Source organism: Rhodanobacter sp. FW021-MT20, from assembly GCF_041107475.1.
Taxonomy (GTDB): domain Bacteria; phylum Pseudomonadota; class Gammaproteobacteria; order Xanthomonadales; family Rhodanobacteraceae; genus Rhodanobacter_A; species Rhodanobacter_A glycinis.
In genome coordinates this window covers 1-25,862 of sequence record NZ_JBGBPX010000018.1, presented here as the reverse complement: position 1 = coordinate 25,862, position 25,862 = coordinate 1, and the positions used below count along the sequence as shown (strand labels likewise).

The window sequence follows — 25,862 nt, the reverse complement described above, 5'->3', positions numbered from 1 at the left end:
TGGTATCCAGCATGGGTCGCGGCAAGCCTAGCATGCGCGCGACTCCGTTCAGGCTACGGGGGGAACCGATGAACTACGACTATGTGATCGTGGGTGCCGGCTCGGCCGGTTGCGTGCTGGCCAACCGGCTCAGCGCTTCGCCGGGGCGCCGCGTCTTGCTGCTGGAAGCCGGCCCGTCCGACTGGAACCCATTGCTCCACATGCCCGCAGGCATCGCCCGGCTGGCCAACAATCGCCAGCTGAACTGGGGTTACGTCACCGAGCCGGAGCCGGCTCTGCTCGGACGACGCCTGTGGTGGCCGCGCGGACGCACCCTGGGCGGCTCCAGCTCGATCAATGCCATGTGCTACATACGCGGCGTGCCGGGCGACTACGACGGCTGGGCAGCCACTACCGGCGATCCGCGCTGGTCGTGGGCACAGGTGCTGCCGTGGTTCCTGCGCAGCGAAGACAACAGCCGGGGTGCCAGCGACTGGCACGGCACCGGCGGACCGCTGGGCGTCTCCGACCTGCGTTATCACAACGAACTCTCCACCGCCCTGGTCGATGCGGCGGCCAGCGACGGCCACGCCCGCAACGACGACTTCAATGGCGCCAGCCACGCCGGCTTCGGGCTGTACCAGGTCACCCAGCGCGACGGCGCACGTTGTTCGACGGCCACGGCCTTCCTGAAGCCGGTGCGCGAGCGCAGCAACCTGCATGTACGCACGCATGCGCTGGTCGAGCGCGTGCTGATCGAGCAGGGTCGCGCCGTCGGCGTGCAAGTGCGTGGCCGCCATGGCAGTGAACGCATCGAGGCCGGCGAAGTGATCCTTGCCGGCGGTGCGGTCAACTCGCCGCAACTGCTGATGTTGTCCGGCCTCGGCCCGGTCGACCACTTGCGCGAGCACGGCATTGCGCCGATCGCGAACCTGCCGGGCGTGGGCGGCAACCTGCAGGATCACCTGGATATCTGCACGCTCGACGGCTGCCGACCGCACGTCAGTTACGACCACCTCAACGAACTCGCCACCGGCTGGCGCTGGTGGCGCCATCGCGATGGGCCCGGCAGTTCCAACGTGGCCGAGGCCGGCGGTTTCGTGCGCAGCGCACTGGCCGAGGACGAACGCTGCGACCTGCAGTTCCATTTCGTGCCGGCCCTGCTCGACGACCACGGCCGCCACCGCTTGCCCGGCGACGGCTACACCTTGCATGCCTGCGTGCTGCATCCGCGCAGCCGCGGCCAGTTGCGGCTGCATTCGGCCGATCCGGCGCAACCGGCCGCGATCCACGCGAATTACCTGGGCGATGCGGAAGGATTCGACTTGCAGCGGATGATCGTGGCGGCACGAGTGTCGCGCGAGATCCTCGACCAAGCGGCGTTCGACGCCTATCGCGGAGGCCCGGTATTCCCCGAACGCCGGCTGCAGAGCGACGCCGAATACGCCGAGTTCATCCGACGCAAGGCCGAGACCATCTATCACCCGGTGGGTACCTGCCGCATGGGCAGCGACGACGCCGCCGTGGTCGACAGCGAATTGCGCGTGCATGGCGTGCAAGGCTTGCGCGTAGTGGATGCCTCGGTGATGCCGACGCTGCCCAGCGGCAACACCAACGCACCGACGATCATGATCGCCGAGCGCGCCAGCGCATTGATCCTCGACGAGCCGTTTTGCGGCGTTGCCGGATGATGCCTGCATCCGGATCCGAACGAACTGGCCTGAGACTTGTCGCAGACTGTAGCGTCTCCAGCATCTCCGCCTGCCCTGAACCCCACGTGCACGCGCCCGTCGCCGCGCCGTTGTGAACGGCGACACGCTGCATGACAATCGGAAGGACCACGAACGCACGCAATGATTCCACGCATCCGCATCTTCGCCGCCTCCGGGCCACGCTCCAACGCCAAGTCAGACCGCCGCCCCATGCCGTTTCGCTCCATGTCCCTGTTGATCGCCGGCCTGCTCGGCCTGGCCAGCCTGCCCTGCAGCGCCTACGCTGCTGCACCCACGCAACCCGCCACGCGTCCCACGTCGCAATCCACGCACGACACACTGTCCCCCGCACGCGTGAAAGCGGCCCTTGCCGACTACACCCGCTGGCTGGACACGCTGCAGCAGCGTCACGAAGTGGCCGGACTGGCCACCGCGGTGGTCTACGGCGACAAGGTGATTTACGAACACACCAGCGGCTACGCCGACGCTGCCACCGGCTCGAAGGTGACACCGACCACCGTGTTCCGCCTGGCTTCGCTGTCCAAGGCCTTCGCCACCGCGACGGCCGGCTTGCTGATCGATGATGGCCGCTTCAGCTGGAACACCAAGCTGATCGACGTGCTGCCGTTCTTCAAGCTCAAGGATGCGCAGGCGTCCAGCGCCGCCACCGTGGGTGACATCCTCGGCCAGCGCATCGGCCTGCCACGCAATACCTACGACAACCTGCTCGAGGACAACGTCCCCTACGAGGAGCTGGTGCGCAAGCTGGACGAAGTGGACCTCACCTGCGACGTCGGCCAGTGCTATGGCTACCAGAACGTGGCCTTCAGCCTGATCGGCGACGTGATCTACGCCGAGACCGGGGACTTCTACTACCACCAGGTCGACAAGCGCCTGTTCTTCCCGCTTGGCATGCATTCGGCCAGCTACGGGCGCGCCGCACTGGAAGCCAACAAGAACTGGGCCCATCCGCATCGCAAGAGACGCGATGGCTGGGTGCCCTACGAACCCCGCGAGGCCTACTACCGCGTGGCACCTGCCGCCGGCGTCAACGCCAGCTTGCGTGACATGGAGAAATGGCTGGTCGCGCAAATGGGTGGACGCCCGGACGTGCTGTCGCCGGCCCTGCTCAAGGTGCTGCACGCGCCCGGCGTCGCCACACCTTCGGAACTGCACTCCACGCCGTGGCGGCGTGCCCGCCTCACCAGTGCCAACTACGCACTGGGCTGGCGCGTGTTCACCTACGCCGGGCAGACCATGATCTTCCATGCCGGCGCCGTGGAAAGCTATCGCACGCTGATCGCGTTCTTCCCGAAATACCGCTTCGGCGTGGTGATGTTGCGCGACTCGCCCGGACTGACGCCCGCCGCCGTGGTGCCGATGTTGTTCGACAGCGTGCTCGGCCTGCCGCATGAGGACTGGGCCGGGGTCGAACACCCGCTGCCCGTGAAGAAAGCCCGCCCCACCCGACACCATCGCAGCCGGGCTCGCCATCACCGACGCTGAGCGTTCGTGAATGCTCAAACTCACGGCCCGGCCGTGGCAAAGTCATGGATGACCGGCATGAGGCTACGCAGGAGCGGCGACTACCCGATGGCCGGACGCAAAGCCGATGAATGTTCCGCGAAGGCCCGGGGCATGCGCCGGACGTGCCGATGGAAAATTCCGCATGATGCCGAATTTTCCACGGGCGCCGGGCGAATGCACGGTCGCGACTGACAGCGGCAGCCAACGAAAAAGGGCGAAGCATCGAAATGCTCCGCCCTTTTCGTAGTGGTACAACCCGCGGCGTTACTGGCGCAGCTTGAACTGGATGCGACGACGCAGTTCGGTGGCCACCGGCTGGCCGTTGCGCATGGCCGGTTGGAACCTCCAGCGATTCACGGCCTCCAGTGCGGAGCGGTCGAACACGTGCCGCGGCTGTGCCTGCGCCACCTTGGCATCACGCACCTTGCCCTCGGTATCCACCTTGAAGTCCACTTCCACCCAGCCCTCGGTACCCGATCGCTGGGCCTGGGTCGGATAGCGCGGATTGACCTGCCGGGTCAGCACGGCATCGCGCGTCACACCCGTGCTGCTGGCGGGCCCGCTGGCAGCAGCCGTTTCCGGGGAGGCGGATGCCGGTTGCTGCGCCTTCTGCTGTGCAGCCAGCGCCTGCTGCTTCTGCTGCTCGGCCTGCGCGGCAGCCTGCTCCTGCGCCAGCTTCGCCGCCGCCACCTTGTCCGCGGCGGCCTTCTGTGCGGCCAGCTGCTGCTGATGCTGCTGATCGAGCTGCTTCTGCTGCTCCTGGTCCAGCGTCTTGCGCTGGGCATCGAGCTTGGAACGCAGGATGGTCAGAGTGAAGTTGGTCGGATCGGCCTTGGTCAGCAGGTCGATCTCGCGCTGCGCCTCGTCGAAGTTGCGCTGGTTGATCGTCTGCTCCGCCGCGGAGGCGGCGAACGGGAACGTTTCACGCAAGGCATCGGTGGCAACCTGGTTGCCCGGCTGCTTCTCCAGCACCTTCAGATAGAACTCGAAGGCGTTGTTGCCGGCCGGCGCCAGGTAACGCTGTTCCTTCATCGCCTTGCCAGCTTCGGACAGCAGCTGGTTCACGCTCATCGCTTCCACGTTCACCGGAGCCGCGGCGACATGGTCGACGGTCACGGGCGTGGACGGATGGCCGCCATTGTCCGCAGCCACCAATTCCTGGTGCGGCATGAAAATCAGGAACCAGGCGGCGGCGGCCAGCAAAACGACGACGACGACGACGGCTAGAATGACGGGCCGGACGGCCCCACGCGCACGGCGGCGCGCACTGTACATGTATCGGGTATCCATGATCTCTCGCTGAGTGGCATCAGATACCCGCGCTTCCCCCCTGTGAATCCAGGAGCGCCGAGCCCCCTGGCTCGCCGCAGCGCGGATGGCGGAAAGGTAGCGCTATTGGGCCAGCTCGGCAAATCGGGGCCGGGATCACGGCACGCCGGCCGGATTTCCTCTAGCCGCATGGCCGCAAAATGTCACCCCGGAAACGAAGCGTCCCGGCACGGGGCCGGGACGAAGTACTCTCGAAAGGTCTCCCCGCGCTGGGCACCGCAGGGAGGCAAGTCGATCTACGATCTTGTCTTTGTGTACTTACTTCTTCTTGGCTTTCGCCTTGGGCTTCGCGGTACGGGTGGCCTTGACCACGCGTGCCGGTGCAGCCTTCTTGGCAGCGGCCTTGCGCGGTGCAGCCTTCTTTGCGCCGACCTTCTTCACGGCGACCTTCTTGACCGCAGCCTTCTTGGCGGCAGCAGGGCGCTTGGCAGTCGCCTTCTTGGCGACCTTCTTCGCAGCGACTTTCTTGGCAGCCGGCTTGCGAGCCACCGGCTTCTTGGCGGAAGACTTCTTCGCCGCGACTTTCTTCACGGCAGCCTTCTTCACGGCAGTCTTCTTGACTGCGGTTTTCTTGACGGCTTTCTTGGCGGCCTTTTTGGCGGCCGGTTTCTTGGCAGTGGTTTTCTTGGCAGTGGCCATGGTTCGTCTCAGCTCCTCATCAGTTGGCAGTGTTTGCCCAGTAAAAGCGTGCAGGAACGCCTCAACCAACAAGTCGCTATTGGTGGCGTGCCGAAGATTGTTCACTTGGCGATAGGTACGCAGATCGGAAAGAAGCCGAAGCACATGCATCGGAATGGAGACCGTGATCTTGCGTACCGACCCGGCCTTCTCACCGTGCTCTACATAGGGCTTTACGAATTTCGATAGTGCCATGACGCCTGTTCCCCGTAATCTGAAGCGAAAGCTATTCCTGAAGATTTCTTCTGTCAATTGATTTTAGCCATGAAATCAATCTGTTTCATCCACCCCGCAAGGGGCCCGGAAGCCCGTCACTGCGGCATTCCGAGAGCCATTTGGAAATATGCAAATAGACGTCCATACGTCCATCGATGAAATAGCGAAAAACAACCCCATCCACGGGAGGCCGCATGGCACAAGGCTTTCCCCGTGTTGATCCACGCCATCACGCAACTTGCGTCATATGCCGACGTGTCGAATGATGGCGCCGGAAAGCGCGTTCCGCAGGGTCGTGAATACCTCCTGCCGCATGAACGGAACGCCACTGAAATCCATCCATCGACCAGCGAAAAAAGCATCCGGCACATCGCCACGAGCGTGCCGACGAGAGTCCGATGAGCACCTGGCGGCATCACGCGAATGCGGAAAATCGATCCACCCACTCGCGCCTGCATCTGCGATGGACGTCCATCGCGCACAGCCCGCGCGACAGGATCGGGGTGCAGGATGCACGCACGTCACGCGATCGAGCGACAACGAAAATCCGGTTCGTTTCCTGCCTGCCCGCGCAGCACCCACCGCGACCAGCCGCATCACGAAAACGCCGCCGGCTGCTTGCGCGGCCGACGGCGTCCTGGTGCACGTGATGCGATCAGTGGTCTTCGTTCTCGATCAGCTCGGCATAGGCATCGGCGTCGAGCAACTCGTCCAGCTCGGCGCGATCGCTCATGCGCACGGTGAAGATCCAGCCATCGCCGTAGGCGTCTTCGTTGATGATCTCGGGCTTGTCGCTGAGCGCCTCGTTCACTTCCACCACCTCGCCGGAAACCGGCGAATAGATGTCCGAGGCCGCCTTCACCGACTCCAGCACCACCGCGCCGTTGCCGGCCTGGACGCTGGCGCCGACTTCCGGCAGCTCGACATAGACCAGGTCACCAAGCTGGCCCTGGGCATGGTCGGAGATACCCACGCGCACCAGGCCGTCGTCTTCGACGCGGGCCCACTCGTGGGACTTGAGGAATTTCAGATCGCCGGGAATCTCGCTCATGATCGGGTCCAGTCGTTAGGTGTCGGGGTGAGGCAGGTGGCGATTCTAGCCATTTCCGCCCTTGGGCAACATGCCCGGTTCTTGCATCAGATGCCTTCGCAGGGCTTGCCGTCGCGCACGAACGGATACTTCACCCGGCGCACCGGTACCTCGCGGCCACGGATGTCCACGCGGATGTCGCCGGGCTCGCCGGCCGGGATGCGCGCGAAGGCCACCGCTTTCTCCAGCGTCGGGGCGAAACTGCCGGACAGGATCTCGCCCTCGCCGTTCGCGGTCAGCACTTTCTGGCCATGGCGCAGCACGCCCTTCTCGTCGAGCACCAGCCCGACCATCACGCGCTTCACGCCTTCGGCCTTCTGCTTTTCCAGCGCGGCCCGACCAATGAAGTCGCGACCCTCGTCCAGCACGATGGTCCAGCCAAGGTTGGCTTCCCACGGCGAGACGGTTTCGTCCATGTCCTGCCCGTAGAGGTTCATGCCCGCCTCCAGGCGCAAGGTGTCGCGCGCGCCCAGGCCGGCCGGTCGCACGCCGGCTGCCGCCAGGGCTTCCCACAGGGCCACGGCCTTCTCTTCGGGCACCAGGATTTCGAAGCCGTCCTCGCCGGTGTAGCCGGTGCGTGCCACGAACAGCGGCATGCCACCCGGGCCCTGCGCGGCGGCAGCGGCGAACTTGCCCAGCTTCTCGATGCGCGGACGATCTTCCGCATGCAGCAGGTCCAGCACCTTGCCGCGGGCGTTCGGGCCCTGCACGGCGATCATGGCGTAGTCAGGGCGCTCCTTCACTTCGACCCCGAACGGCGCGGCCTGCTTTTCGATCCACGCCAGGTCCTTGGCGCGGGTGGCGGCATTCACCACCACGCGGTAATGGCTGTCGTCGAAGAAGTACACGATCAGGTCGTCGATCACCCCGCCCTGCTCGTCGAGCATGCACGAGTAGAGCGCCTTGCCGTGCACCTTGAGCTTGTCGACGCTGTTGGCCAGCAGATGTCGGAGGAAATCGCGCGTGCGCGCACCGTGCAGGTCGACCACGGTCATGTGCGAGACATCGAACATGCCGGCGTCGCGGCGCACGGCGTGATGTTCCTCGATCTGCGAGCCGTAATTGATCGGCATGTCCCAACCGCCGAAGTCGACCATGCGCGCGCCGAGCGCACGATGGGTGGCGTTGAGTACGGTCTTGTCGGTCATCGCGCAGGCACCTTGGGGAAAGACCAATTATCGCTGTCGCGCCACCACAAGCCAAGCGACCCGCCATACCAGCGCGGATGCTCAGGACTCTCACGGCACCAGAATGCGGCGAAAGGTGAGGTTGATGCGCGGCGCCACAACGGCGCGCATCTTCGGCAAGTCATGCCGGTACAGGCGCTGCGTATCGCCGGCCATGCGCAGCAGGCTACCGTGCGGCAATCGCAGTTCCAGGGTGTCGCCCGCCTGCACCGATTCGCCACGGACGCGGCGACGGCGGAACCGGAAACGGCGCTCGGCACCCAGGCTCAACGAAGCGATCAACGGCTGCGGACCGAGCTCCGGCTCGTCATCGCTATGCCAGCCCATCGAATCGTTGCCGTCGCGATACAGGTTGGCCAGCACGCTGTCGAAGTGGCCGCCGCAGGCCTGCTCGATGCGTTCCCGCAACGCCGCCAGCGCCGCCGGCCACGCTCGCGGTTCGAAACGTGACCTAGAATACGTGTAAGTCGCGCCCGGATCACCGATCCAGCAACTCAGGCGCGGCGAAGCCACCTCACGCCCGAACAGGCGCAGGCGATGCGATTCCCACGGAATATCCGCCAGCAACCGATCCATCAGCGCATCGGCTTCATCAGCTGCCAGCCAATGCGGCAACAGCGCCACCTCCGCGCCGGGCAGATCGAGCGGCTGCCAGCCGCCACGACCGCCAGCCACATTGCCCATGCTAGCGAACAAGTCGGCGGACCCATGGTCGGTCATGGCGTCCGGCACGCCACCGTAACATCGGACCCTTCGCCGTCATGGATCATGACGAATGACCCACGATGCGGAGCACCGCCTCGATCACCCGCCCGGCATCGGCGTCCGACATCGCCGGTGACAGCGGCAGGCTCACCGTCTGCCGACCCAGCCGCATCGCATGCGGCCATTGTTCCGGCCGCCAGCCGAAGCGCTGCTGGTAATACGGGTGCTCGGGAATCGACAGGTAATGCACGCCGGTGCCGATGCGCGCGGCGTTCATCGCATCGAGGAAGGCATCGCGGCTGATGCCGCAGCGATCCGGATCAATCATCACCGTATAAAGATGGTGACCATGCCGCGTATCCGCCTCCGGCGCTGCGGGCAGGTCGATGGGCAGTCCGGCAAACGCCGTGTCATAACGCAGCCACAGCTCGCGCCGGCGTTGCCAGTTCGGCTCGACCCGCGCCAGCTGGTGCAGGCCGATCGCTGCCTGCAAGTCCATCATGTTGTATTTGAAGCCGCATTCGAGCACCTGGTAATGCTTGTAGCCGGCATCGCCGAAACGATGCCAGGCGTCCTTGCTCATGCCGTGCAGCGCCAACATGCGTGCCCGCGCGACATCTGCCTCGCGGCGTCCCACGATCATGCCGCCCTCGCCGGTCACCACGTTCTTGGTGACATAGAAGCTGTAGCAGCCGAAATCACCGAAGGTGCCGGCTGGCTGGCCACGGAATTCGGTTTCCACCGCGTGCGCGCAGTCTTCGATCACCACTAGCCGGTGCTTCTTCGCGATCGCCATGATGCGATCCATCGCGCACGGCCGCCCGGCGAAATGCACCGGGAGAATCGCTCGCGTACGTGGCGTGATCGCGGCCTCGATGGCAGCGGGGTCGATGTTCTGCGTGTGCGGATCGACATCCGCCAGCACCGGCGTCAGCCCCGCGTGCAGGATCGCGTTGACGGTGGCGCAGAAGGTCAGCGGCGTGGTGATGACTTCGCCGCCCGGCTCGATGCCGGCCGCCACCATGCTTACGTGCAGCGCCGCGGTGCAGGAGTTCACCGCGGCCACCTGGGACGGCTGCACGCGGCGCCATGCGGCGAAGTCGTGCTCGAACTGCGCCACCCGCGGCCCGGTGCCCAGCCAGCCCGAACGCATGCAGGCGATCACCTCGTCAATCTCGGCCTCGTCGATCTGCGGCGCGCCGAAGACCAGGAAGGGTGAGGAACTGGATTCGGCGGGCATGCACCAGGCTCTGTGGGTAAAGAGCGTACGTTCTAGTACGAAAGCGCAACGGCGTCCATGTAGGAGCACGCTCGCGGGCGATGCTCTTGTTGTGGGGCGCTCTGGAAAACAAGAGCATCGCCCGCGAGCGGGCTCCTACGAACCGCCGGCATGGGGCGGAGGGATGCGCGGAACCTGGAACAGGCGGCTTAGCCTTTCGCCGCCTCGTCCAGCAGATGCGTCGCCAACTGCTCGACCATCTGCTCCACGCGCAAGCCCGAGGTGCGCAGATGGATTTCCGGTGACTCGGGCACCTCGTACGGCGAGTCGATGCCGGTGAAGTTGCTGATCTCACCGGCGCGCGCCTTGCGGTACAACCCCTTTGGATCGCGCCGTTCGCATTCTTCCAGTGGCGTGTCGACGAATACCTCGACGAATTCGCCATCGTCGAACAGCTCGCGGGCGAAGCGACGCTCGCTGCGGAACGGCGAGATCACGCACACCAGCACGATCAGCCCTGCATCGGCCATCAGGTGTGCCACCTCGGCCACGCGACGCACGTTCTCCACGCGCGCCTCGGCGGTGAAGCCCAGATCGCGATTGAGGCCGTGGCGCAGATTGTCGCCGTCGAGCAGATAGGTGTGATAGCCCTGCGCGTGCAGGCGCCGCTCCAGCAGGTTGGCGACGGTGGACTTGCCTGCGCCGGACAAACCGGTGAACCACAGGCAGCGCGGCTGCTGGCCCTTGCTGCGGCCACGCGCATGCTTGTCGATGTCGGTGTGCTGCCAGTGCACGTTGGCGGCGCGATGCAGCGCGAAGTCCAGCATGCCGCAGGCCACGGTGGCATGGGTCTGGCGATCAACCAGGATGAAACCGCCAAGTGCCGGGTTGTCGGCATACGACTCGAAAGCCACATCGTGATCGAGATCGATATTGCAGTAGCCGACCTCGTTCAACTCCAGCCGGTGCGCCGCCAGCTGCGCCTGGGTATTCACGTCCACCTTGTGCTTGATCGCGGTGACGCGCGCGTTGACCGTGCTCGTACCGATCTTCAGCCAGTAACTACGGTTGGGCAGCAACGCTTCGTCGCCCATCCACAACACATGCGCGGCAAACTGGTCGGATTGCGGCGCGGGGTGTGCCACATCGGCAATGACATCGCCACGGCTGGCGTCCAGCTCTCGATCCAGGGTCAGCGTCACCGCCTGACCATTGCCGGCCTCGGGCAAGTCGCCGTCGGCAGTCACGATGCGCTCGATGCGCGCGCGCTGGCCACCCGGCTGCACCACGATCTCGGCGCCGGCTGCCACGCGACCGCCGCAAATCGTGCCGGCATAACCACGGAACGACTGGTCGGGACGGCTGACCCACTGCACCGGCATGCGGAAGTTCGTCGCCGCCGCAACGACGGTTTCAGCCGACTCCAGCGCTTCCAGCAAGGTCGGACCCGCATGCCACGGCATGTGCGCGGAACGATGACCGACGTTGTCGCCGAGCAGGGCCGATACCGGCAAGCCGGTGACGGTGGTGATGCCCAGGTCGGATGCCAGCGCACGGTATTCGTCGAGAATGGCTTGGTAGGTTTCCCGGTCGTAATCGACCAGGTCCATCTTGTTCACGGCCAGCACCACCTGACGAATACCGAGCAGTGCGCATATATAGGTATGTCGACGGGTTTGCGTGAGCACGCCCTTGCGCGCATCGACCAGTACCACGGCCAGATCGGCCGTGGAGGCGCCGGTGGCCATGTTGCGCGTGTACTGCTCGTGCCCGGGACAGTCGGCTACGATGAAGTTGCGCCGCGCGGTGTGGAAGTAGCGGTAGGCCACGTCGATGGTGATGCCCTGCTGGCGCTCGGCGTCGAGGCCATCGGTGAGCAGGGAAAAATCGAGCACGCCGGTGTCGCCGTGGCGACGCCGGCTGTCACGTTCCAGCGCCTCGCGCTGATCGTCCGGCAGCATGCCGGCGTCGTACAACAGCCGTCCCAGCAAGGTGCTCTTGCCATCATCCACGCTGCCGCAAGTGATGAAACGCAACAGGCTGCGCTCGGTGGCGGTGGCGGTCTCGATCTGCGCGGCCATCAGAAGTAGCCCTCCTGCTTCTTGCGTTCCATCGACGCCGTGGGATCCTGGTCGATCACCCGGCCCTGCCGTTCGGAAGTGTGCGACTCGGCCATTTCGTCGATGATCTTGTCCAGCGTGTCCGCCTCGGATTCCACCGCACCGGTGAGCGGATAGCAGCCCAGCGTGCGGAAGCGCACCATGCGCGTTTCCACCTGTTCGCCTTCGCGCAGGGTGAAGCGGTCGTCATCGACCATGATAAGCGCCCCATCGCGCTGCACCACCGGGCGTGGCTTGGCGAAATACAGTGGCACCACGGGAATGTTCTCGCGACGGATGTACAACCACACATCCATCTCGGTCCAGTTGGACAGCGGGAACGCGCGCACGCTTTCGCCCTGATGGATATGCGTGTTGTACAGATTCCACAGCTCCGGCCGCTGCTGCTTCGGATCCCAGCGGTGCTGCGCATTGCGAAACGAGAACACGCGTTCCTTCGCACGCGACTTTTCCTCGTCGCGCCGCGCGCCGCCGATGCCCGCGTCGAACTTGTACTGGTCCAGCGCCTGCTTCAGCGACTGGGTCTTCATCACGTCGGTATGTACGGTGGCACCATGGGTCAGCGGCGAGATGCCCTGGCGCACGCCGTCCTGGTTGATGTGCACCAGCACCTGCACGTCGCCAGCGGCGGCCACCTGCTCGCGAAACGCGATCATCTCGCGAAATTTCCAGGTGGTATCCACGTGCAGCAGCGGCATGGGCGGCTTGGCCGGAAAGAATGCCTTGCGCAGCAAGTGCAGCAGCACCGACGAATCCTTGCCGATGGAATACAGCATCACCGGCCGCTGGAAGCTGGCAGCCACCTCGCGAAAGATGTGAATGCTCTCGGCTTCAAGCTGGTCGAGGTGGGTGCGTTGGGAAGGACTGCGTGTGCTCATGGAATGCCGGAATCCAGACGTGGTGCGCGGCCACGCTCATGCTGGACCGTCTCGCCATGCTACGCGAGGACCCATGTCCCCAGAAACAACCAAGGTCCATGGAAAGATGACCGCCGGACATATGCCGGCGGAACCACGCCTCACGGCGCCGGCCGTCGATTCAGGCGATGGCGGGATAGACCGGGTCCGCGTCCAGCGTCGCCTCGCATACCGCGGCCAGCTCCAGCAGGCGCAAATCCGAACCGCGCGCACCGACCAACTGCAGGCCAATCGGCATTCCATTGGGCAGCGTGCCCATCGGAATGCTGACCGCCGGGCAGCCGGCCAGACTGGCGAAACTGGTGAGGTCCGCCTGCGTATCCGGGATCGGACCGTCGAGCGGGAACGCGCCTTGCGGCGTGGTCGGCAGCACCAGCACGTCGACCTGGGCGAACAGCCGGCGCATCTTCAGTGTGGCGGCATCCAGCACGCGATCCGCCGCCGCGTATTCCGCGGCGCTCTTGCGCGCCGCGTAACCGAGCATGCTGCGGAAGCGTTCGGAAACCGGATGTTCGGTATCGGCCAGATCCTCGGCGAAGGTGCCAAGCATTTCCGCCTCCATCAATAGCAGGCCGGCCCGACGGGTGCGCGCGAACGGCCAATCGTCGAAATCCACGGTGCGGCGTTCGCCCAACTCGCGCGGCAGCTTCGCCAGCGCGGCCTCGAACACCGCGATGACCTCGGGCTGCACGCCCACCGCCGCCAAGTCGGGCAACAGGCCACAACGCAATTTGCCCGGCTCCCAGTCCGGCAGCGCGAACGCCACCCGGCGGCGACGCGAGCGCGCATCGTCCGCGTCGTAACCGGCCAGCACCTGCAACAGCACGGTGAGATCGGCCACGCTGCGCGCGAGCAAGCCCACGGCGTCGAGCCGGCGCGCTGCCGGCACCATGCCGCGCGCGGAAATCTCGCCATGGGTGGGCTTGAGCGCATACAGACCGCAATAGCTGGCCGGAATGCGGATCGAGCCGAGGCTGTCCGAGCCGACCGCCGCCGCCACCAAGCCCGCGGCCACGGCCGCCGCAGCGCCGCCCGAGGAACCACCCGCGCTGTAGCCATGCTTCCACGGATTGTGGGTGGCGCCGTAATGCGGGTTGTCGGTGACCGCACCCAGCGCGCCCTCGTCCATGTTGGTCTTGCCGACCAGCAGGGCGCCGGAAGCACGCAGCCGCGCCACCACATGAGCATCGTTTTCCACCGGCTGCTCGCGCCCCGGCAGACCGGCGCGGGTCACCCAGCCGGCAATGTCGAAATTGTCCTTCAGCGCCACGGGAATGCCGTCGAGCCGGCCGATGACCCCGTCGCGACGGCGATGCTCGGCGTTGCGCGCCTGCTCCTGCAGCAGCCCCGAACTGAGTCCCACAAAGGCATTCAGCTGCGGATTGATGCGATCGATCGCAGTCTGGCAGGCATCCGCCAGCACCCGCGGGCTCACCCGGTCGGTGGCCAGCCAGTGCAGCAGCTGGCAAACGGTGGCACGGCGCAGGTCGAGGTCGGCGATCGGCGGCAATGAGTTCATGGAGTCTCCCTTGGTGTGGACCGATTATCGCCATGTCATGTGAAGCGATTGCAAGTGGTATCGCAGCACGCGTTGCCGCCCGGGGCCCGAATCCGGACAATGGGCCGTCTGAAATCCGTACTGCCACGCACGGAACACCCGTGCCAGCCATTATCGAACTGGAGTCCGCCATGAGCGAACGCGAAACCATGGAATACGACGTCGTTGTCGTCGGCGCCGGCCCTGCCGGCCTGTCGTTCGCGATTCGTCTCAAGCAGTTGCAGCCCGAAACCAGCGTCTGCGTGATCGAGAAAGCCTCGACCATCGGTGCACAGATTCTCTCCGGCGCGGTGATCGAGCCGCAGCCGCTGGACGCCTTGCTGCCAGGCTGGCGCGATAATCCGCCGCCGATCTGCGTACCCGCCGGCGAGGATGAGTTCTGGCTGCTCAACAAGACCAGCGGCCGCAAGATGATGGTGCCGCCGGGGATGCGCAACCACGGCAACTTCATCGTCTCGCTGGGCGCGATGTGTGCCTGGCTGGCACCGCAGGCCGAGGCGCTGGGCGTGGACGTATTCCCCGGCTTCGCCGCCGCCGATACCGTCTACAACGAGGATGGCTCCGTCGCCGGCGTGCGCATCGGCGACATGGGCGTGGCGAAGGACGGCACGCACAAGCCCGGCTACACCGAAGGCATCGACATCAAGGCCAAGGTCACCGTGCTGGCCGAAGGTGCGCGGGGCAGCCTGACCAAGCAGCTGATCAAGCGCTTCAAGCTCGACGCCGACAGCGATCCACAGGGTTATTCCATCGGCATCAAGGAACTGTGGCAGCTGCCGGCTGGACGCGTGACCCCGGGCAAGATCGTGCACAGCTTCGGCTGGCCCGCCGACAGCCACACCTACGGCGGCAGCTTCCTGTATCACCTGGACAAGGATCGCGTGGCGCTGGGCTATGTCAGCGGGCTCGACTACACCGACCCGAACTACCAGCCATGGGAAGCCTTCCAGCAGTGGAAGAACCATCCGATGATGAAGCCGCTGCTCGAAGGCGGCAGCATTCTCTCGGCGGGCGCGCGCGCCATCGTCACCGGCGGCTACCAGTCGCTACCGAAATGCGAAATGCCCGGCGCGCTGTTGATCGGCGATACCGCCGGCCTGCTCAACGTGCCCAAGGTGAAGGGCACGCACCAAGCCATCCGCTCGGGCATGCTCGCTGCCGAACACCTGGCCGCAAACAGCCTTGTCGCCGCCGGCTTCGACGCAAAACTGCGCAACTCGGACGCCATGGCCGAGCTGAAGAAGGTGCGCAACATCAAGCCTGCCTTCAAGAAAGGCTTGTGGTTCGGCATGCTGAACGCCGCCTGGGAAACCGTTACCGGCGGCCGCTCGCCGTGGACGCTGAAGAACAAGCCCGACTGGGCCTCGCTGCACAAACTTGGCCAGCAGGAAGAGCCAAAGCGTGACTACGTGCAGCGCGAATTGCCGCCGCGCGACCGTCTCGCCGGCGTCTACTTCGCCGCCACCGAGCACGACGAAGACCAGCCGATCCACCTGCACGTGGCCGACACCGACATCTGCGCAACGAAGTGCGTCGAGGAATACGACAACCCCTGCACCCGCTTCTGCCCCGCCAACGTCTACGAGATGGTGGCCGACACCAGCGCCCCGCACGGCAAGCGCCTGCAGATCAATGCCGCCAACTGCGTCCACTGCAAAACCTGCGACATCAAGGACCCGTACGAGATCATCACCTGGGTCACACCGGAAGGCGGCTCGGGGCCGAATTACCAGAACCTGTGAAGCGAATCGACGGGCGCACCGTGTGCTGCGTCAGGCCGGCGGCCTGATCGGACACGCGCCGCGCCGGCCACGCACGCCGTCGTATAGCCCTTGAAGCATGTAGCGGAGGTTGCGTAGCCGGGGCCCCACCATCACGCCAAACAGGACCAGTTTGGCGGCGATTCGCGGTAGATCCTGGGCTATCCACACAGCCGGCGTGTGCGGCATGCGGTACAACAACACGCGATTGCGCATCATGTAGTAAAGCCGCGCCGAACCGTGCACGACCACGTGCCCCAGCCCGAATGGCATGGTACGTCGCGCGTCGCCCAGTCGGTGGTACATCGTCGCCGCGCACACCCCGTGCAGCTCGTATCCCTTCGCGCGAGCGCGAAAACCCCATTCCAGATCCACATTGTCGATAAACAATGCCTCATCCATTCCCCCCACGGCATCAAGCACGGCCATCGGGATCAAGGCACCCGAGCTGATAAGGAAATCGCATGTCACAGTCTGCCCCGGGTGCTCACACCACCGCTTTCGGTTGAACGGAAAACCGATGCGCACAAACGGCGCATCGCGATCCTCGCGCAAATCACGAAACCGCGGCCCAACTGCCCCCGTCATGCCGCTTCCTGCGAGACCAACGAGCGCATCGAGCAACGCCATCACCATACCTTCGCCAGGGATGCTGTCCTGGTCCAGCAACAATACGTGGGCATGGTCATGCCTCCGTGCCCACTGGATGCCGATGTTTTGCGCTGCGGCAAGACCCACGTTGCGCTCGAGCCTGATCGCGTACACGCCATCATCCAACTGATCGTTTTCGCGCGGCACTGGCGAGTTGTCCACCAGTACCACGGCGTCAACCTGGGGGCGAATCGCGGTGAGCAAATGCCGCAATGCAACTGCATCCGGGTAATACGCCACCACAATCGCGCAAACGCCGACAGCTCGTGATTCAGTCATGGCGCAGCAAGTCCCGAAGCATCGAGCGCCGACCCGTACCAAACATGGCGTAGCTTCCGTTACGTGCTTCGCGCCAGACCAGAGGCAAACGACGCCAACGCGCGCGCCGGCCAATGGCCATGCGTATCTCGAAATGCCTTCGTCGTTGCGCCAGTTTGGCCAGAGCATCGCCACGGACACGATCACCAAGGCTCGCAAGATGCCGCTCAAGCACCCGCATGCGCGCGACCTCCGTGCGAAATTGTTTACCCCGCGCACATGTCAGGTCACGCCATTTGTCGCGAAGCGTGCGCTTGCGCATGCCAACCTGGTTGCCCGCATGCTGCCGGTAGTCGATCAGCGTCTGCTCGACCACATCCAACCGCCCCATGGCCGCCATGATGATGGCCAGCCATTCATCATGGATCCAATCCTGCCCCACCGGCAGGCACGGCTCCAGCGCGATGCGCCGCAACGCAGTCGTGGCACCGGTCACCATGCTCCGACGCAACAGCACGTCGAACGCACGGCCAGCATGAACCAGCCGTCTTTCGTCCGCATCGAGCTCCAACGCATCGAATTGGGTGACGCCCATAAATCGACCCCGCGCATCGACCAGTCGCGCATCACTACATAACAACCAAAGATCCGGCTCGCGCTCGAAGCGCTCCGTCATCAAGGCCAGCTTGTCGGCACGCCAGCGGTCGTCCTGGTCGCACAGGAAAACTACATCGCCTTTCGCACGCAGCAACATATCCGAAAAATTGCGCACGTAACCGACGTTACCCGGCTGGCGGATCAAGTGAATCTGTACTCCGGTGTCCATGGCCCTGCGCGCAAACGCGTCGAGCATGTTCAGAGTGTCGTCGGTCGAACCGTCGTCGCCAATTACGATCTCGTCGGGCAAGCGCGTTTGCCCAAGCAAGCTGTCCAGTTGCTTGGACAGATAAGCAGCCCCGTTGTAGGTGCACAAGGCAACTGAAACACTGATTTTCGTCATGCCCTGTGAAGACCGGCCCAATGTTGTCGATTGTCGAGGAGGTCTGCTAGTGCACAGACGGCCGCCATTGATGCCTAGGATAGCCGAGCCAGGGTCAGCCCTGCTGCCGACAATCCCGCTCGACCTTGCTGAGCTGTGTCCTCCCGGCTCATATGCATGCAGGCACTGGTATTACTGAATCATGGCTCATACGCAGCATTCGGACTTCCCGTCCGGCCACCGGGCGAGACGCCAGCACTAGCACGTCGCTACACGCGCCGTCGTCGTCCATACGCACCCGCACTGATAGTTCGATCAGGTTAGAATGTCTCATTTCTGCGCCTCGGGCGCTCGGCAACTTGAAGGAACCGCAGATGAAGATTCTGGTCGGCTACAAGCGCGTCGTGGATTACAACGTGCGCATCCAGGTCAAACCCGACGGCACCGGCGTGGTGACCGACGGCGTGAAGCTTTCCGCCAATCCGTTCGATGACATCGCGCTGGAAGAAGCACTGCGCCTGCGCGAGAAAGGCGTCGCCGAGGAAGTGGTGGTGGTCGGCATCGGCCCGGCCGATCTCACTGCGCATCTGCGCAATGGTCTGGCGATGGGGGCCAATCGCGCCATCCACGTGGTGACCACCGAGGCCATGCAGCCGCTGACCGCCGCGCGCACGTTCCAGAAGCTGGTCGAGAAGGAACAGCCCGGACTGGTGATCCTCGGCAAGCAGGCCATCGACGACGACGCCAACCAGACCGGCCAGATGCTCGCCGCGCTGTGGGATCGCCCGCAGGCCACTTTCGCCAGCAAGGTCGAGATCACGCTCGATAACGGCGGCAATGGCAAGGCCACCGTGACGCGCGAAGTGGACGCCGGCCTGGAAACCATCGAGGTGGAACTGCCCGCCGTGATCACTTCCGACCTGCGTCTCAACGAGCCGCGCTTCATCAAACTGCCGGACATCATGAAGGCGAAGTCCAAGCCGATCGACACCATCGAGTTCGCCTCGCTCGGTATCGACTCCGGCGACCACCTGAAGACCACCCACTATGCCGCTCCGCCCAAGCGCAGCAAGGGTGTGATGTTGAAGGACGCGGCCGAACTGGTCGCGGAGCTGAAGCAAAAAGGCCTGCTGTAATCACCCTATCCATGTAGGAGCCCACCCTGTGGGCGACACTTCCAACCGACGCGTCGCAAGAGCATCGCCCGCAGGGTGCGGCTCCTACAAAAAGCTTTCGGAGCAACTCCATGAGCAAGATCCTCGTCATCGCCGAACATCTGGACGGCAAGCTGAACCCCTCCACCGCGCGTGCTGTCAGCGCCGCCGCCGCCGTCAAACCGGAAGCCATTGATGTGCTGGTGCTGGCCGACAACGTCGATGCAATCGCCGCCGACGCGGCAAAGATCGACGGCGTGAGCCGGGTGCTCACTGTCGCCCGCGCCGAGAACGCCCATCCGCTCGCTGCCGTGCTGGCACCGCAGATCGCCAAAGCCGCAGACGGCTACAGCCACGTATTCGTGCCCTCCACCACCTTCGGCAAGGACGTCGCTCCGCGCGCCGCCGCCCTGCTCGGCGTAGCCCAGCTCAGCGACGTGATGAGCGTGGAAGGCACGCACACGTTCAAGCGGCCGATCTACGCCGGCAACGCCATCATCACCGTCGAGGCCGAGCCGTCGCACGTGGTCGTCGCCACCATCCGCACCGCTTCATGGCCGGCCGCAGCCAGCGGCGCCAACAGCGCACCGATCGAAGCACTGGCACTGGACGTGGCACTGCCGTCGCACACCCGCTTCGTCGAGCTGAAGCAGGGTGCCAGCGATCGCCCCGACCTGCAGAGCGCCAGCAAGGTGGTTTCCGGCGGCCGCGGAGTCGGCTCGAAGGAAAACTTCGACATCATCTTCAAGTTCGCGGACAAGATCGGCGCCGCCGTCGGTGCCTCGCGCGCCGCCGTCGATGCCGGTTACGTTCCCAGCGATCTGCAGGTTGGCCAGACCGGCAAAATCATCGCGCCAGAACTGTACATGGCCATCGGCATCTCCGGCGCCATCCAGCACCTCACCGGCATCAAGGACGCCGGCACCATCGTCGCGATCAACAAGGACGGTGAGGCGCCGATCTTCGAGGTGGCCGACTTCGGGCTGGTGGGGGATCTGTTCAAGATCCTGCCGGAACTGGAACGAGCGCTCTGACGGGCTGCCACGGAAGCACGATGAATCTCAATTGCTTCAAAGCTTACGACATTCGTGGCCGTGTCCCCGACGAGCTGAACGAAGACTTGGCCCGCCGCATCGGCAACGCTACAGCTCAACTACTAGTACCCGGACCCGTGGTGCTTGGACGCGACGTGCGCCTGAGCAGCCCCGCGTTGCAAAAAGCACTGGCAGACGGCATCAATGCGGCCGGGCGCGATATCATCGACATAGGACCTTGCGGTACGGAGGAGGTTTACTTCCAGACCAGTCATCGGGAGGCCGCAGGCGGCATCATGGTGACCGCAAGCCACAACCCGATGGACTACAACGGCCTCAAGCTTGTTCGTGAAGGATCACGCCCGATCAGCGGCGACACCGGGTTGCTCACGATCCGCGACAGTGTGGCTAACGGCATGCACACGCAGGCCCCTTCAGCCGGGAGCTCCAGACAAGCCTACTCAAAAACCGCCTACATCCAGCACCTGCTCAGCTATGTCGACCGCGACAACCTCAAGCCACTCAGGATCGTGACCAATGCGGGCAACGGCGGAGCCGGCACGGTAATCGACGAACTTTCAGCACATCTGCCCTTCGAATTCGTCCGCATCCAGCATGAACCCGATGGACACTTTCCGAACGGCATCCCCAACCCGCTCCTGCCGGAGAACCGCAGTGTCACTGCGGAAGCAGTGCGCACGCACAATGCGAACCTTGGCATTGCCTGGGACGGCGATTTCGACCGCTGTTTTTTCTTCGACGCGAACGGCCGCTTCATCGAGGGCTACTATCTGGTCGGCCTGCTGGCCAAGGCACTTCTAGCCCGGAGCCAGGGGAGCAAGGTAATCCACGACCCCCGGCTGATTTGGAACACCATCGAGATGGTCAGGCAAGCTGGCGGCACCCCTGTGCAAAGCAAGACCGGCCACGCTTTCATCAAGGAGCGGATGCGCGCAGAAGACGCCATCTACGGCGGTGAAATGAGTGCGCACCATTACTTCCGCGATTTCGCGTATTGCGACTCGGGCATGATCCCATGGCTTTTGATAGCGAGCCTCATTTCAACCACGGGAATGAGTCTGGCGGAAATGGTCGAGGACCGGATGCAAGCCTTTCCATGCAGCGGAGAGATCAACTTCAAGGTCGCCGACGCGCACGACGCCATCAAGCGCGTCATGGATCACTACAGCAGGCTCAACCCTGTACTTGATTACACCGATGGCACCAGCGCAGACTTTGGCGACTGGCGCTTCAACCTGCGCAGCTCAAATACCGAGCCGCTGCTACGACTGAACATCGAGTCGCGCGGAATTCTGGAAACGGTCAACCGCAGGCTCACCGAGATCACGTCTCTGTTATCTACCCGGGCATCCCGGAACTAACCCATGCCCATGGTTTCCTACCCCGGAATCATCCAGGACACATGCCAATGAAATCCGGCGCAATGGTGCTATCCGCTGCTCTCGCCCTCAGCGTCACAGCCTGCTCTGCCCCAAGCAACCAGACCGCGGCCGCGGCCGCGGCACAAACACCCGACAGCAGGGCGCCGGCAAGCAACGCCTTGACCACGCAGGCTTTCGCCGGTGAATTCGTTGGCACCATTGCATGTGGTGATTGCCAGGGCATTCAAACAAAACTGCAATTAAATGCCGACGGCAAATACCAGCTTGACGAAACCTTCGTCGGCCGCCCAACCAACAACTTCCTTTCCAGCCATGGTCAATGGAAGGTTCAGGACGGACATCATTTCGTGCTCGTCCCCAGCGAACAAGGTTGGGATCACCGCCTGTTCGAGGTGCTCAGCAAGGGCGAAATCAGGCAGTTGGGTGACGAGGGCAAACCCTATACCAACGATTCCGCATACCATTTGAAGCGAGTGACTGGTTCCGCCACGAACTGAGTCACGTCCTGTTGCCCCAGCGCTGCACTGGGCCACCTCAAAATGGCGGCGCCAGAACGACGAACGGCATGACACCGCCAATTTCGATGCAGCGCGGAGACTGCGACAAGACTGCTTGCGAGTCGAGGATAGCAAGCACGCTGCCGCCAGTTAGCAACCAACTCTCACCGCAGTTCGGCCAACTTGTGGCCGGAGGCCGGCCTGATGTCCCTTCGCTTTCAACCTTGCCAACTGTCAGAAACAATCGGCAGCTCAGGCGAAGCCCTGAACTCAGAAATCGTACGCGCCCGACGCCCCATGCTGAACCACTGGCCACGCGAGACTCCGGGCCATTCGCCGAATAGCCATCCAAACGTAACGTCATCTCCAGCTTGCCCACCACCGAATCACACGTAGCCGTCAACATGCAATCTTTCCCAAGCAATCCGCTCCATCTGATCGGTATCGTCGCAAAACACCGCAGGATGATCAGGACACTGGCCGCGCGCGACATCGCCGTGCGCTATCGCGGCTCGTTTCTCGGCTTTACGTGGTCTGTACTTCAACCGATACTCATGCTTGCCGTGTACACATTCGTGTTCAGCGAGGTACTCAAGGGACGTTGGCCCGGCGGTACGGGCTCAAAAGCCGAATTTGCATTGGTGCTTTTTTCGGGGTTGTTGGTATTCAACATGTTCGCCGAAGTTTTCAACCGCTCGCCCGAACTTATTCTGGCAAATTCGAATTACGTCAAACGCGTCATCTTTCCGCTGGAGATTCTGCCCGTCGTAGGCGTAATTTCCGCATCTTTTAGCCTCGTCATCAACGTTGCGGTCTGGCTCGCTTTCTACTGCATCGCGATCGGCCCTCCTCACTGGACCGTCATACTTATCCCTGTCGCATTGCTGCCGCTGTTCGTCCTGCTCGCCGGACTCTCGTGGTTCCTCGCGGCGCTGGGGGTCTACATGCGAGACCTACCACAGATGACCTCCATCATCACCACCGCCTTCATGTTTCTGACACCCATTTTCTTTCCGATCGAAGCCATTCCGGAGAGATACCGAGTCCTGCTTGCCTTGAACCCGCTGGCATCCATAGTGAAACAGGTTCGCAACGTGCTAATCTGGGGACACGGCATCGAAGTCGTCCCATTCGCAATCAGCATCGTCATCTCGCTGGTAGTGCTCTTCCTGGGATTCGCCTTCTTCCAGAAGGTTCGCCAGGGGTTCGCCGATGTCCTCTGACATTGCCATTCGCGCGGAGCAACTCGGCAAGCGCTACCATGTTTTCGACAAGCCAATCCACCGCCTTCTTCGCATACTGCAACGTGGCCGCAAAAGCTATGGCCGCGAGTTCTGGGCGGTCGAGAATGTTTCATTCGAAATACGTCGCGGTGAGACGGTCGGCATCATCGGTCGCAACGGCGCCGGAAAATCCACACTGTTACAGATGGTCTGCGGCACGCTCAACCCCACGACCGGCAGCATAACCGTAAACGGCAAAATCGCAGCCTTGCTGGAACTGGGAGCGGGCTTCAATCCCGAATTCACGGGTCGAGAGAACGTGAATGTCGCTGCAGCACTCTACGGCTTGACCGCCGCCGAGGTATCTTCGCGATTTGATGCAATCGCTGCGTTTGCCGATATCGGCGATTTCATCGAACAGCCCGTCAAGACCTACTCCAGCGGCATGTTTGTGCGCCTCGCCTTCGCGGTAATCGCACATGTCGACGCGGATATCCTCGTTGTGGACGAGGCGCTAAGTGTTGGAGACGCCTATTTTCAGCAGAAGTGCATGCGTTTTCTCAACGGATTCCAGCGGCGTGGAGGCACACTGCTTTTTGTCAGCCATGATATGGGCACTGTCAACGCGCTGTGCGCCTCGGCCATCCTGCTTCGTCGTGATATCGACGGCCATTATCAGTGCGACGTGGGCAGTGCAAAGGCCATTTCTGCAATTTATCTACGGGAAATGTACACCGAACGAAATGTGCTCTCTGCCATCGGCCGGGCGCCATTATCCGACGAACCGTTTCCGGACAACGCGCACGAGACAGATGACGCCAACGACAGCCATCAGGTCTTCTTGGCCAAACACGTATCCGCTGCGCGTTTCCTCGTCTCACCGTTTCGCGCTGACTCGGAAGGCTTTGGCGAACACGGTGGACTGATTACCGACGTGTGGTTCCGCGGAACTGATGGAGCACGGTTGACCGAATTCACCTCGGCGGAGCAGGTTACTTTGGTGGTTCGCGCAAACACGCGCAAGGCGATGATCTATCCAGCCATCGGATTCATGGTAAAGGACCGCAAGGGTCAACATGTACTGACCGAAAGCACAGACAGTTATCTACGCGACGAAGCCATCACGGTTCCGCCTAACGTCAACATGGAAGCCGAGTTCATCATGCGCATGCCGAACCTTGTCCGCGGAGAGTACACACTGGATGTGGCCTTCGCAGAGGGTCCCGGCCTGGATCACATCCAACACCACTGGTTGCACGACGTAATGGTGATCAATGTGGTCAACAATCACGTGGTTCACGGCATTGCCGGCGCGCCCAGTCTGGCTGTTCGACTCGTGATTGAAAGCAAATAGCAGATATGGCAATCGCCTTTCTGTAATTTTGCTAACGAGAAAGGTTAGATCGTGCGAGCGAAGCGAGCCGCGATCTGAACCGTTTGCTGGACAAGCCCGGCCCCGGTGTGGCGCTATGCAGATAGCTCTTTGCCGATCAGCCGTGGCGGTCGGTAAACACGCAGGAATGTTGACGTAGACGCACGCGCCGGACGGTCGCGCAGACGCGCCGCTGTGTTTTCGTGCCTTTTTTCGCTGCCCGGCAGCCTCTTTCGAGCACGCGTGATTCGCGGCTTGCGGATGCGACACCAACCGTGGAGGTTTCACGACCATGGATGTGTGGCTGATGAAGCAGGGAATCCGCGTTAGCCACTCCCGCCCGTACCATCCCCAGACCCAGGGTAAGGACAAGCGTTTCCACCGGACACTGAAGATCGAGCTGCTGCAAGGTACGGCGTACGACGATCTGGCACATGCCCAGCGCGACTTCGACACGTGGCGCGACGTTTACAATCAGGACCGACCATACGAGGCGCTGAACATGGCGGTTCCCGTCACGCGTTACCAAGCCAGCCCTCGCGAGTACTGCGAGAAGCCTTCGTCGCCGGAATACCCCGACCCCAGGTACGTTCGCCGCATCGGCGACGGTGGTCTGCTCCGCTGGAGCGGCCAGGCCTACCGTGTCGGCAAGGTCTTCGTCAGCGAGCCGGTAGAGATCCGCCCTACCACCGACCAACACCTCTTCGACGTCTACTAATCAACCACCCTCTTTGCCCGGATCGACGTTGTCGAACACACTTCCATCAGCGACCGGAAGCTTCCCTAAACGTGTCCACCATGCCCCAGTCTGAACACCGAGCCGAGGGACTCCCTTGTTGGTCTAGCAGGCTGTTGAGAAACTCCCTGCGGCGCCGGCTGTCATAGACGCGATCAATCACCAGGCCCACTTTGATGCGCAGCCCCGACGTCCAGCAGCTTGGTATGTTTTCGTACGTATCCGTCGAACAGCGCGTGCCGACCGATCATCCGATCCGCAAGCTGCGCGTGCTGGTGGACGTGATCCTCGGTGAGCTGGACGGGCTGCTGGACGAACGCTACGCCGAAGGCGGACGGCCTTCGATCCCGCCCGAACGCATCCTGCGAGCCTCGCTGTTGCAGGTGGTCTACAGCGTGCGCAGCGAGCGCCTGCTGATGGAGCAGATGAACTACAACCTGCTGTTCCGATAGTTCGTCGGACTCAACATCGACGACGCGGCGTGGGATCACTCCACGTTCTCGTTCAACCGCGAGCGGTTGTTCGATGAGCAGGTCGCGCAGCGCTTCTTCGAGCACA

The 25,862-nt window shown here is 63.3% G+C and carries 21 protein-coding genes and 1 pseudogene; 11 read left to right on the top strand and 11 right to left on the bottom strand.

What is annotated here, in order from left to right:
* Positions 1–68 precede the first annotated feature (68 nt).
* Both AB7849_RS16250 and AB7849_RS16245 read left to right on the top strand, forming a co-directional pair.
* Positions 69–1,670 (top strand): GMC family oxidoreductase, encoded by a 1,602-nt coding sequence (locus AB7849_RS16250; RefSeq protein ID WP_008208515.1) that lies wholly within the window; start codon positions 69–71, stop codon positions 1,668–1,670.
* Positions 1,671–1,901: 231 nt separating this feature from the next.
* A complete protein-coding gene (locus tag AB7849_RS16245; RefSeq protein WP_037098392.1) occupies positions 1,902–3,197 on the top strand; it encodes a serine hydrolase domain-containing protein in 1,296 nt (431 codons plus the stop codon).
* Positions 3,198–3,482: 285 nt separating this feature from the next.
* Here the strand turns inward: AB7849_RS16245 and AB7849_RS16240 are convergent, their stop codons facing one another.
* The 9 genes from AB7849_RS16240 to AB7849_RS16200 all read right to left on the bottom strand — a co-directional run bounded on the left by AB7849_RS16240 (position 3,483) and on the right by AB7849_RS16200 (position 14,198).
* Positions 3,483–4,508 carry an energy transducer TonB gene (locus tag AB7849_RS16240; protein WP_037098390.1) on the bottom strand — a complete coding sequence of 342 codons (1,026 nt, stop codon included), beginning with the start codon at positions 4,506–4,508 and terminating at the stop codon, positions 3,483–3,485.
* A gap of 297 nt (positions 4,509–4,805) precedes the next feature.
* The gene (gene metJ, locus AB7849_RS16235) at positions 4,806–5,420 is read right to left on the bottom strand and encodes a met regulon transcriptional regulator MetJ (protein ID WP_081491697.1); all 615 of its coding nucleotides are present in this window, start codon (positions 5,418–5,420) and stop codon (positions 4,806–4,808) included.
* 676 nt (positions 5,421–6,096) lie between these two features.
* On the bottom strand, positions 6,097–6,492 hold the full coding sequence (gene gcvH, locus AB7849_RS16230; protein WP_008208509.1) for a glycine cleavage system protein GcvH: 396 nt from the start codon (positions 6,490–6,492) through the stop codon (positions 6,097–6,099).
* Positions 6,493–6,578: 86 nt separating this feature from the next.
* Positions 6,579–7,679: a glycine cleavage system aminomethyltransferase GcvT gene (gene gcvT / locus AB7849_RS16225; protein WP_092703764.1), complete on the bottom strand. Its 1,101-nt coding sequence runs from the start codon at positions 7,677–7,679 to the stop codon at positions 6,579–6,581.
* A 90-nt stretch (positions 7,680–7,769) separates the two neighbouring features.
* Positions 7,770–8,402: an alpha-ketoglutarate-dependent dioxygenase AlkB family protein gene (locus AB7849_RS16220; protein ID WP_369501407.1), complete on the bottom strand. Its 633-nt coding sequence runs from the start codon at positions 8,400–8,402 to the stop codon at positions 7,770–7,772.
* A gap of 82 nt (positions 8,403–8,484) precedes the next feature.
* A complete protein-coding gene (locus tag AB7849_RS16215) occupies positions 8,485–9,663 on the bottom strand; it encodes a DegT/DnrJ/EryC1/StrS family aminotransferase (protein ID WP_369501394.1) in 1,179 nt (392 codons plus the stop codon).
* A 188-nt stretch (positions 9,664–9,851) separates the two neighbouring features.
* Positions 9,852–11,723 carry an adenylyl-sulfate kinase gene (gene cysC, locus AB7849_RS16210; RefSeq protein ID WP_008213348.1) on the bottom strand — a complete coding sequence of 624 codons (1,872 nt, stop codon included), beginning with the start codon at positions 11,721–11,723 and terminating at the stop codon, positions 9,852–9,854.
* Complete coding sequence (gene cysD / locus AB7849_RS16205) at positions 11,723–12,640, bottom strand: sulfate adenylyltransferase subunit CysD (RefSeq protein WP_008213349.1); 918 nt, start codon at positions 12,638–12,640, stop codon at positions 11,723–11,725. Before cysD ends, cysC begins: the two co-directional genes overlap by 1 nt.
* A gap of 160 nt (positions 12,641–12,800) precedes the next feature.
* On the bottom strand, positions 12,801–14,198 hold the full coding sequence (locus AB7849_RS16200; RefSeq protein ID WP_369501393.1) for an amidase: 1,398 nt from the start codon (positions 14,196–14,198) through the stop codon (positions 12,801–12,803).
* A gap of 170 nt (positions 14,199–14,368) precedes the next feature.
* Here AB7849_RS16200 and AB7849_RS16195 point away from each other — a divergent pair, with 170 nt between their 5' ends.
* A complete protein-coding gene (locus tag AB7849_RS16195) occupies positions 14,369–15,979 on the top strand; it encodes an electron transfer flavoprotein-ubiquinone oxidoreductase (protein WP_008216247.1) in 1,611 nt (536 codons plus the stop codon).
* Positions 15,980–16,009: 30 nt separating this feature from the next.
* Here the strand turns inward: AB7849_RS16195 and AB7849_RS16190 are convergent, their stop codons facing one another.
* Positions 16,010–16,927: a glycosyltransferase family 2 protein gene (locus AB7849_RS16190; protein WP_037102289.1), complete on the bottom strand. Its 918-nt coding sequence runs from the start codon at positions 16,925–16,927 to the stop codon at positions 16,010–16,012.
* Positions 16,920–17,906, bottom strand: a complete 987-nt coding sequence (locus AB7849_RS16185; protein ID WP_037102290.1) for a glycosyltransferase family 2 protein — start codon at positions 17,904–17,906, stop codon at positions 16,920–16,922. Before AB7849_RS16185 ends, AB7849_RS16190 begins: the two co-directional genes overlap by 8 nt.
* Positions 17,907–18,259: 353 nt before the next feature.
* On the opposite strand from AB7849_RS16185, the gene AB7849_RS16180 reads away from it, so the two are divergent.
* From AB7849_RS16180 to AB7849_RS16145, 8 genes and pseudogenes are all read left to right on the top strand, one after another.
* Positions 18,260–19,021: an electron transfer flavoprotein subunit beta/FixA family protein gene (locus tag AB7849_RS16180; protein WP_008216254.1), complete on the top strand. Its 762-nt coding sequence runs from the start codon at positions 18,260–18,262 to the stop codon at positions 19,019–19,021.
* Between the two features lie 110 nt (positions 19,022–19,131).
* Positions 19,132–20,073 (top strand): electron transfer flavoprotein subunit alpha/FixB family protein, encoded by a 942-nt coding sequence (locus AB7849_RS16175; protein WP_008216256.1) that lies wholly within the window; start codon positions 19,132–19,134, stop codon positions 20,071–20,073.
* Between the two features lie 20 nt (positions 20,074–20,093).
* Complete coding sequence (locus AB7849_RS16170; RefSeq protein WP_008216258.1) at positions 20,094–21,455, top strand: phosphomannomutase/phosphoglucomutase; 1,362 nt, start codon at positions 20,094–20,096, stop codon at positions 21,453–21,455.
* 47 nt (positions 21,456–21,502) lie between these two features.
* A complete protein-coding gene (locus AB7849_RS16165) occupies positions 21,503–21,973 on the top strand; it encodes a copper resistance protein NlpE (RefSeq protein WP_369501392.1) in 471 nt (156 codons plus the stop codon).
* 371 nt (positions 21,974–22,344) lie between these two features.
* On the top strand, positions 22,345–23,196 hold the full coding sequence (locus AB7849_RS16160; protein ID WP_369501391.1) for an ABC transporter permease: 852 nt from the start codon (positions 22,345–22,347) through the stop codon (positions 23,194–23,196).
* Positions 23,186–24,550 carry an ABC transporter ATP-binding protein gene (locus AB7849_RS16155; protein WP_008216264.1) on the top strand — a complete coding sequence of 455 codons (1,365 nt, stop codon included), beginning with the start codon at positions 23,186–23,188 and terminating at the stop codon, positions 24,548–24,550. The genes AB7849_RS16160 and AB7849_RS16155 overlap by 11 nt, the downstream gene beginning before the upstream one ends.
* 310 nt (positions 24,551–24,860) lie before the next feature.
* A complete protein-coding gene (locus tag AB7849_RS16150) occupies positions 24,861–25,286 on the top strand; it encodes an integrase core domain-containing protein (protein WP_008216266.1) in 426 nt (141 codons plus the stop codon).
* 194 nt (positions 25,287–25,480) lie between these two features.
* Positions 25,481–25,862 (top strand): annotated as a pseudogene (locus AB7849_RS16145) (transposase); the annotation flags it as partial.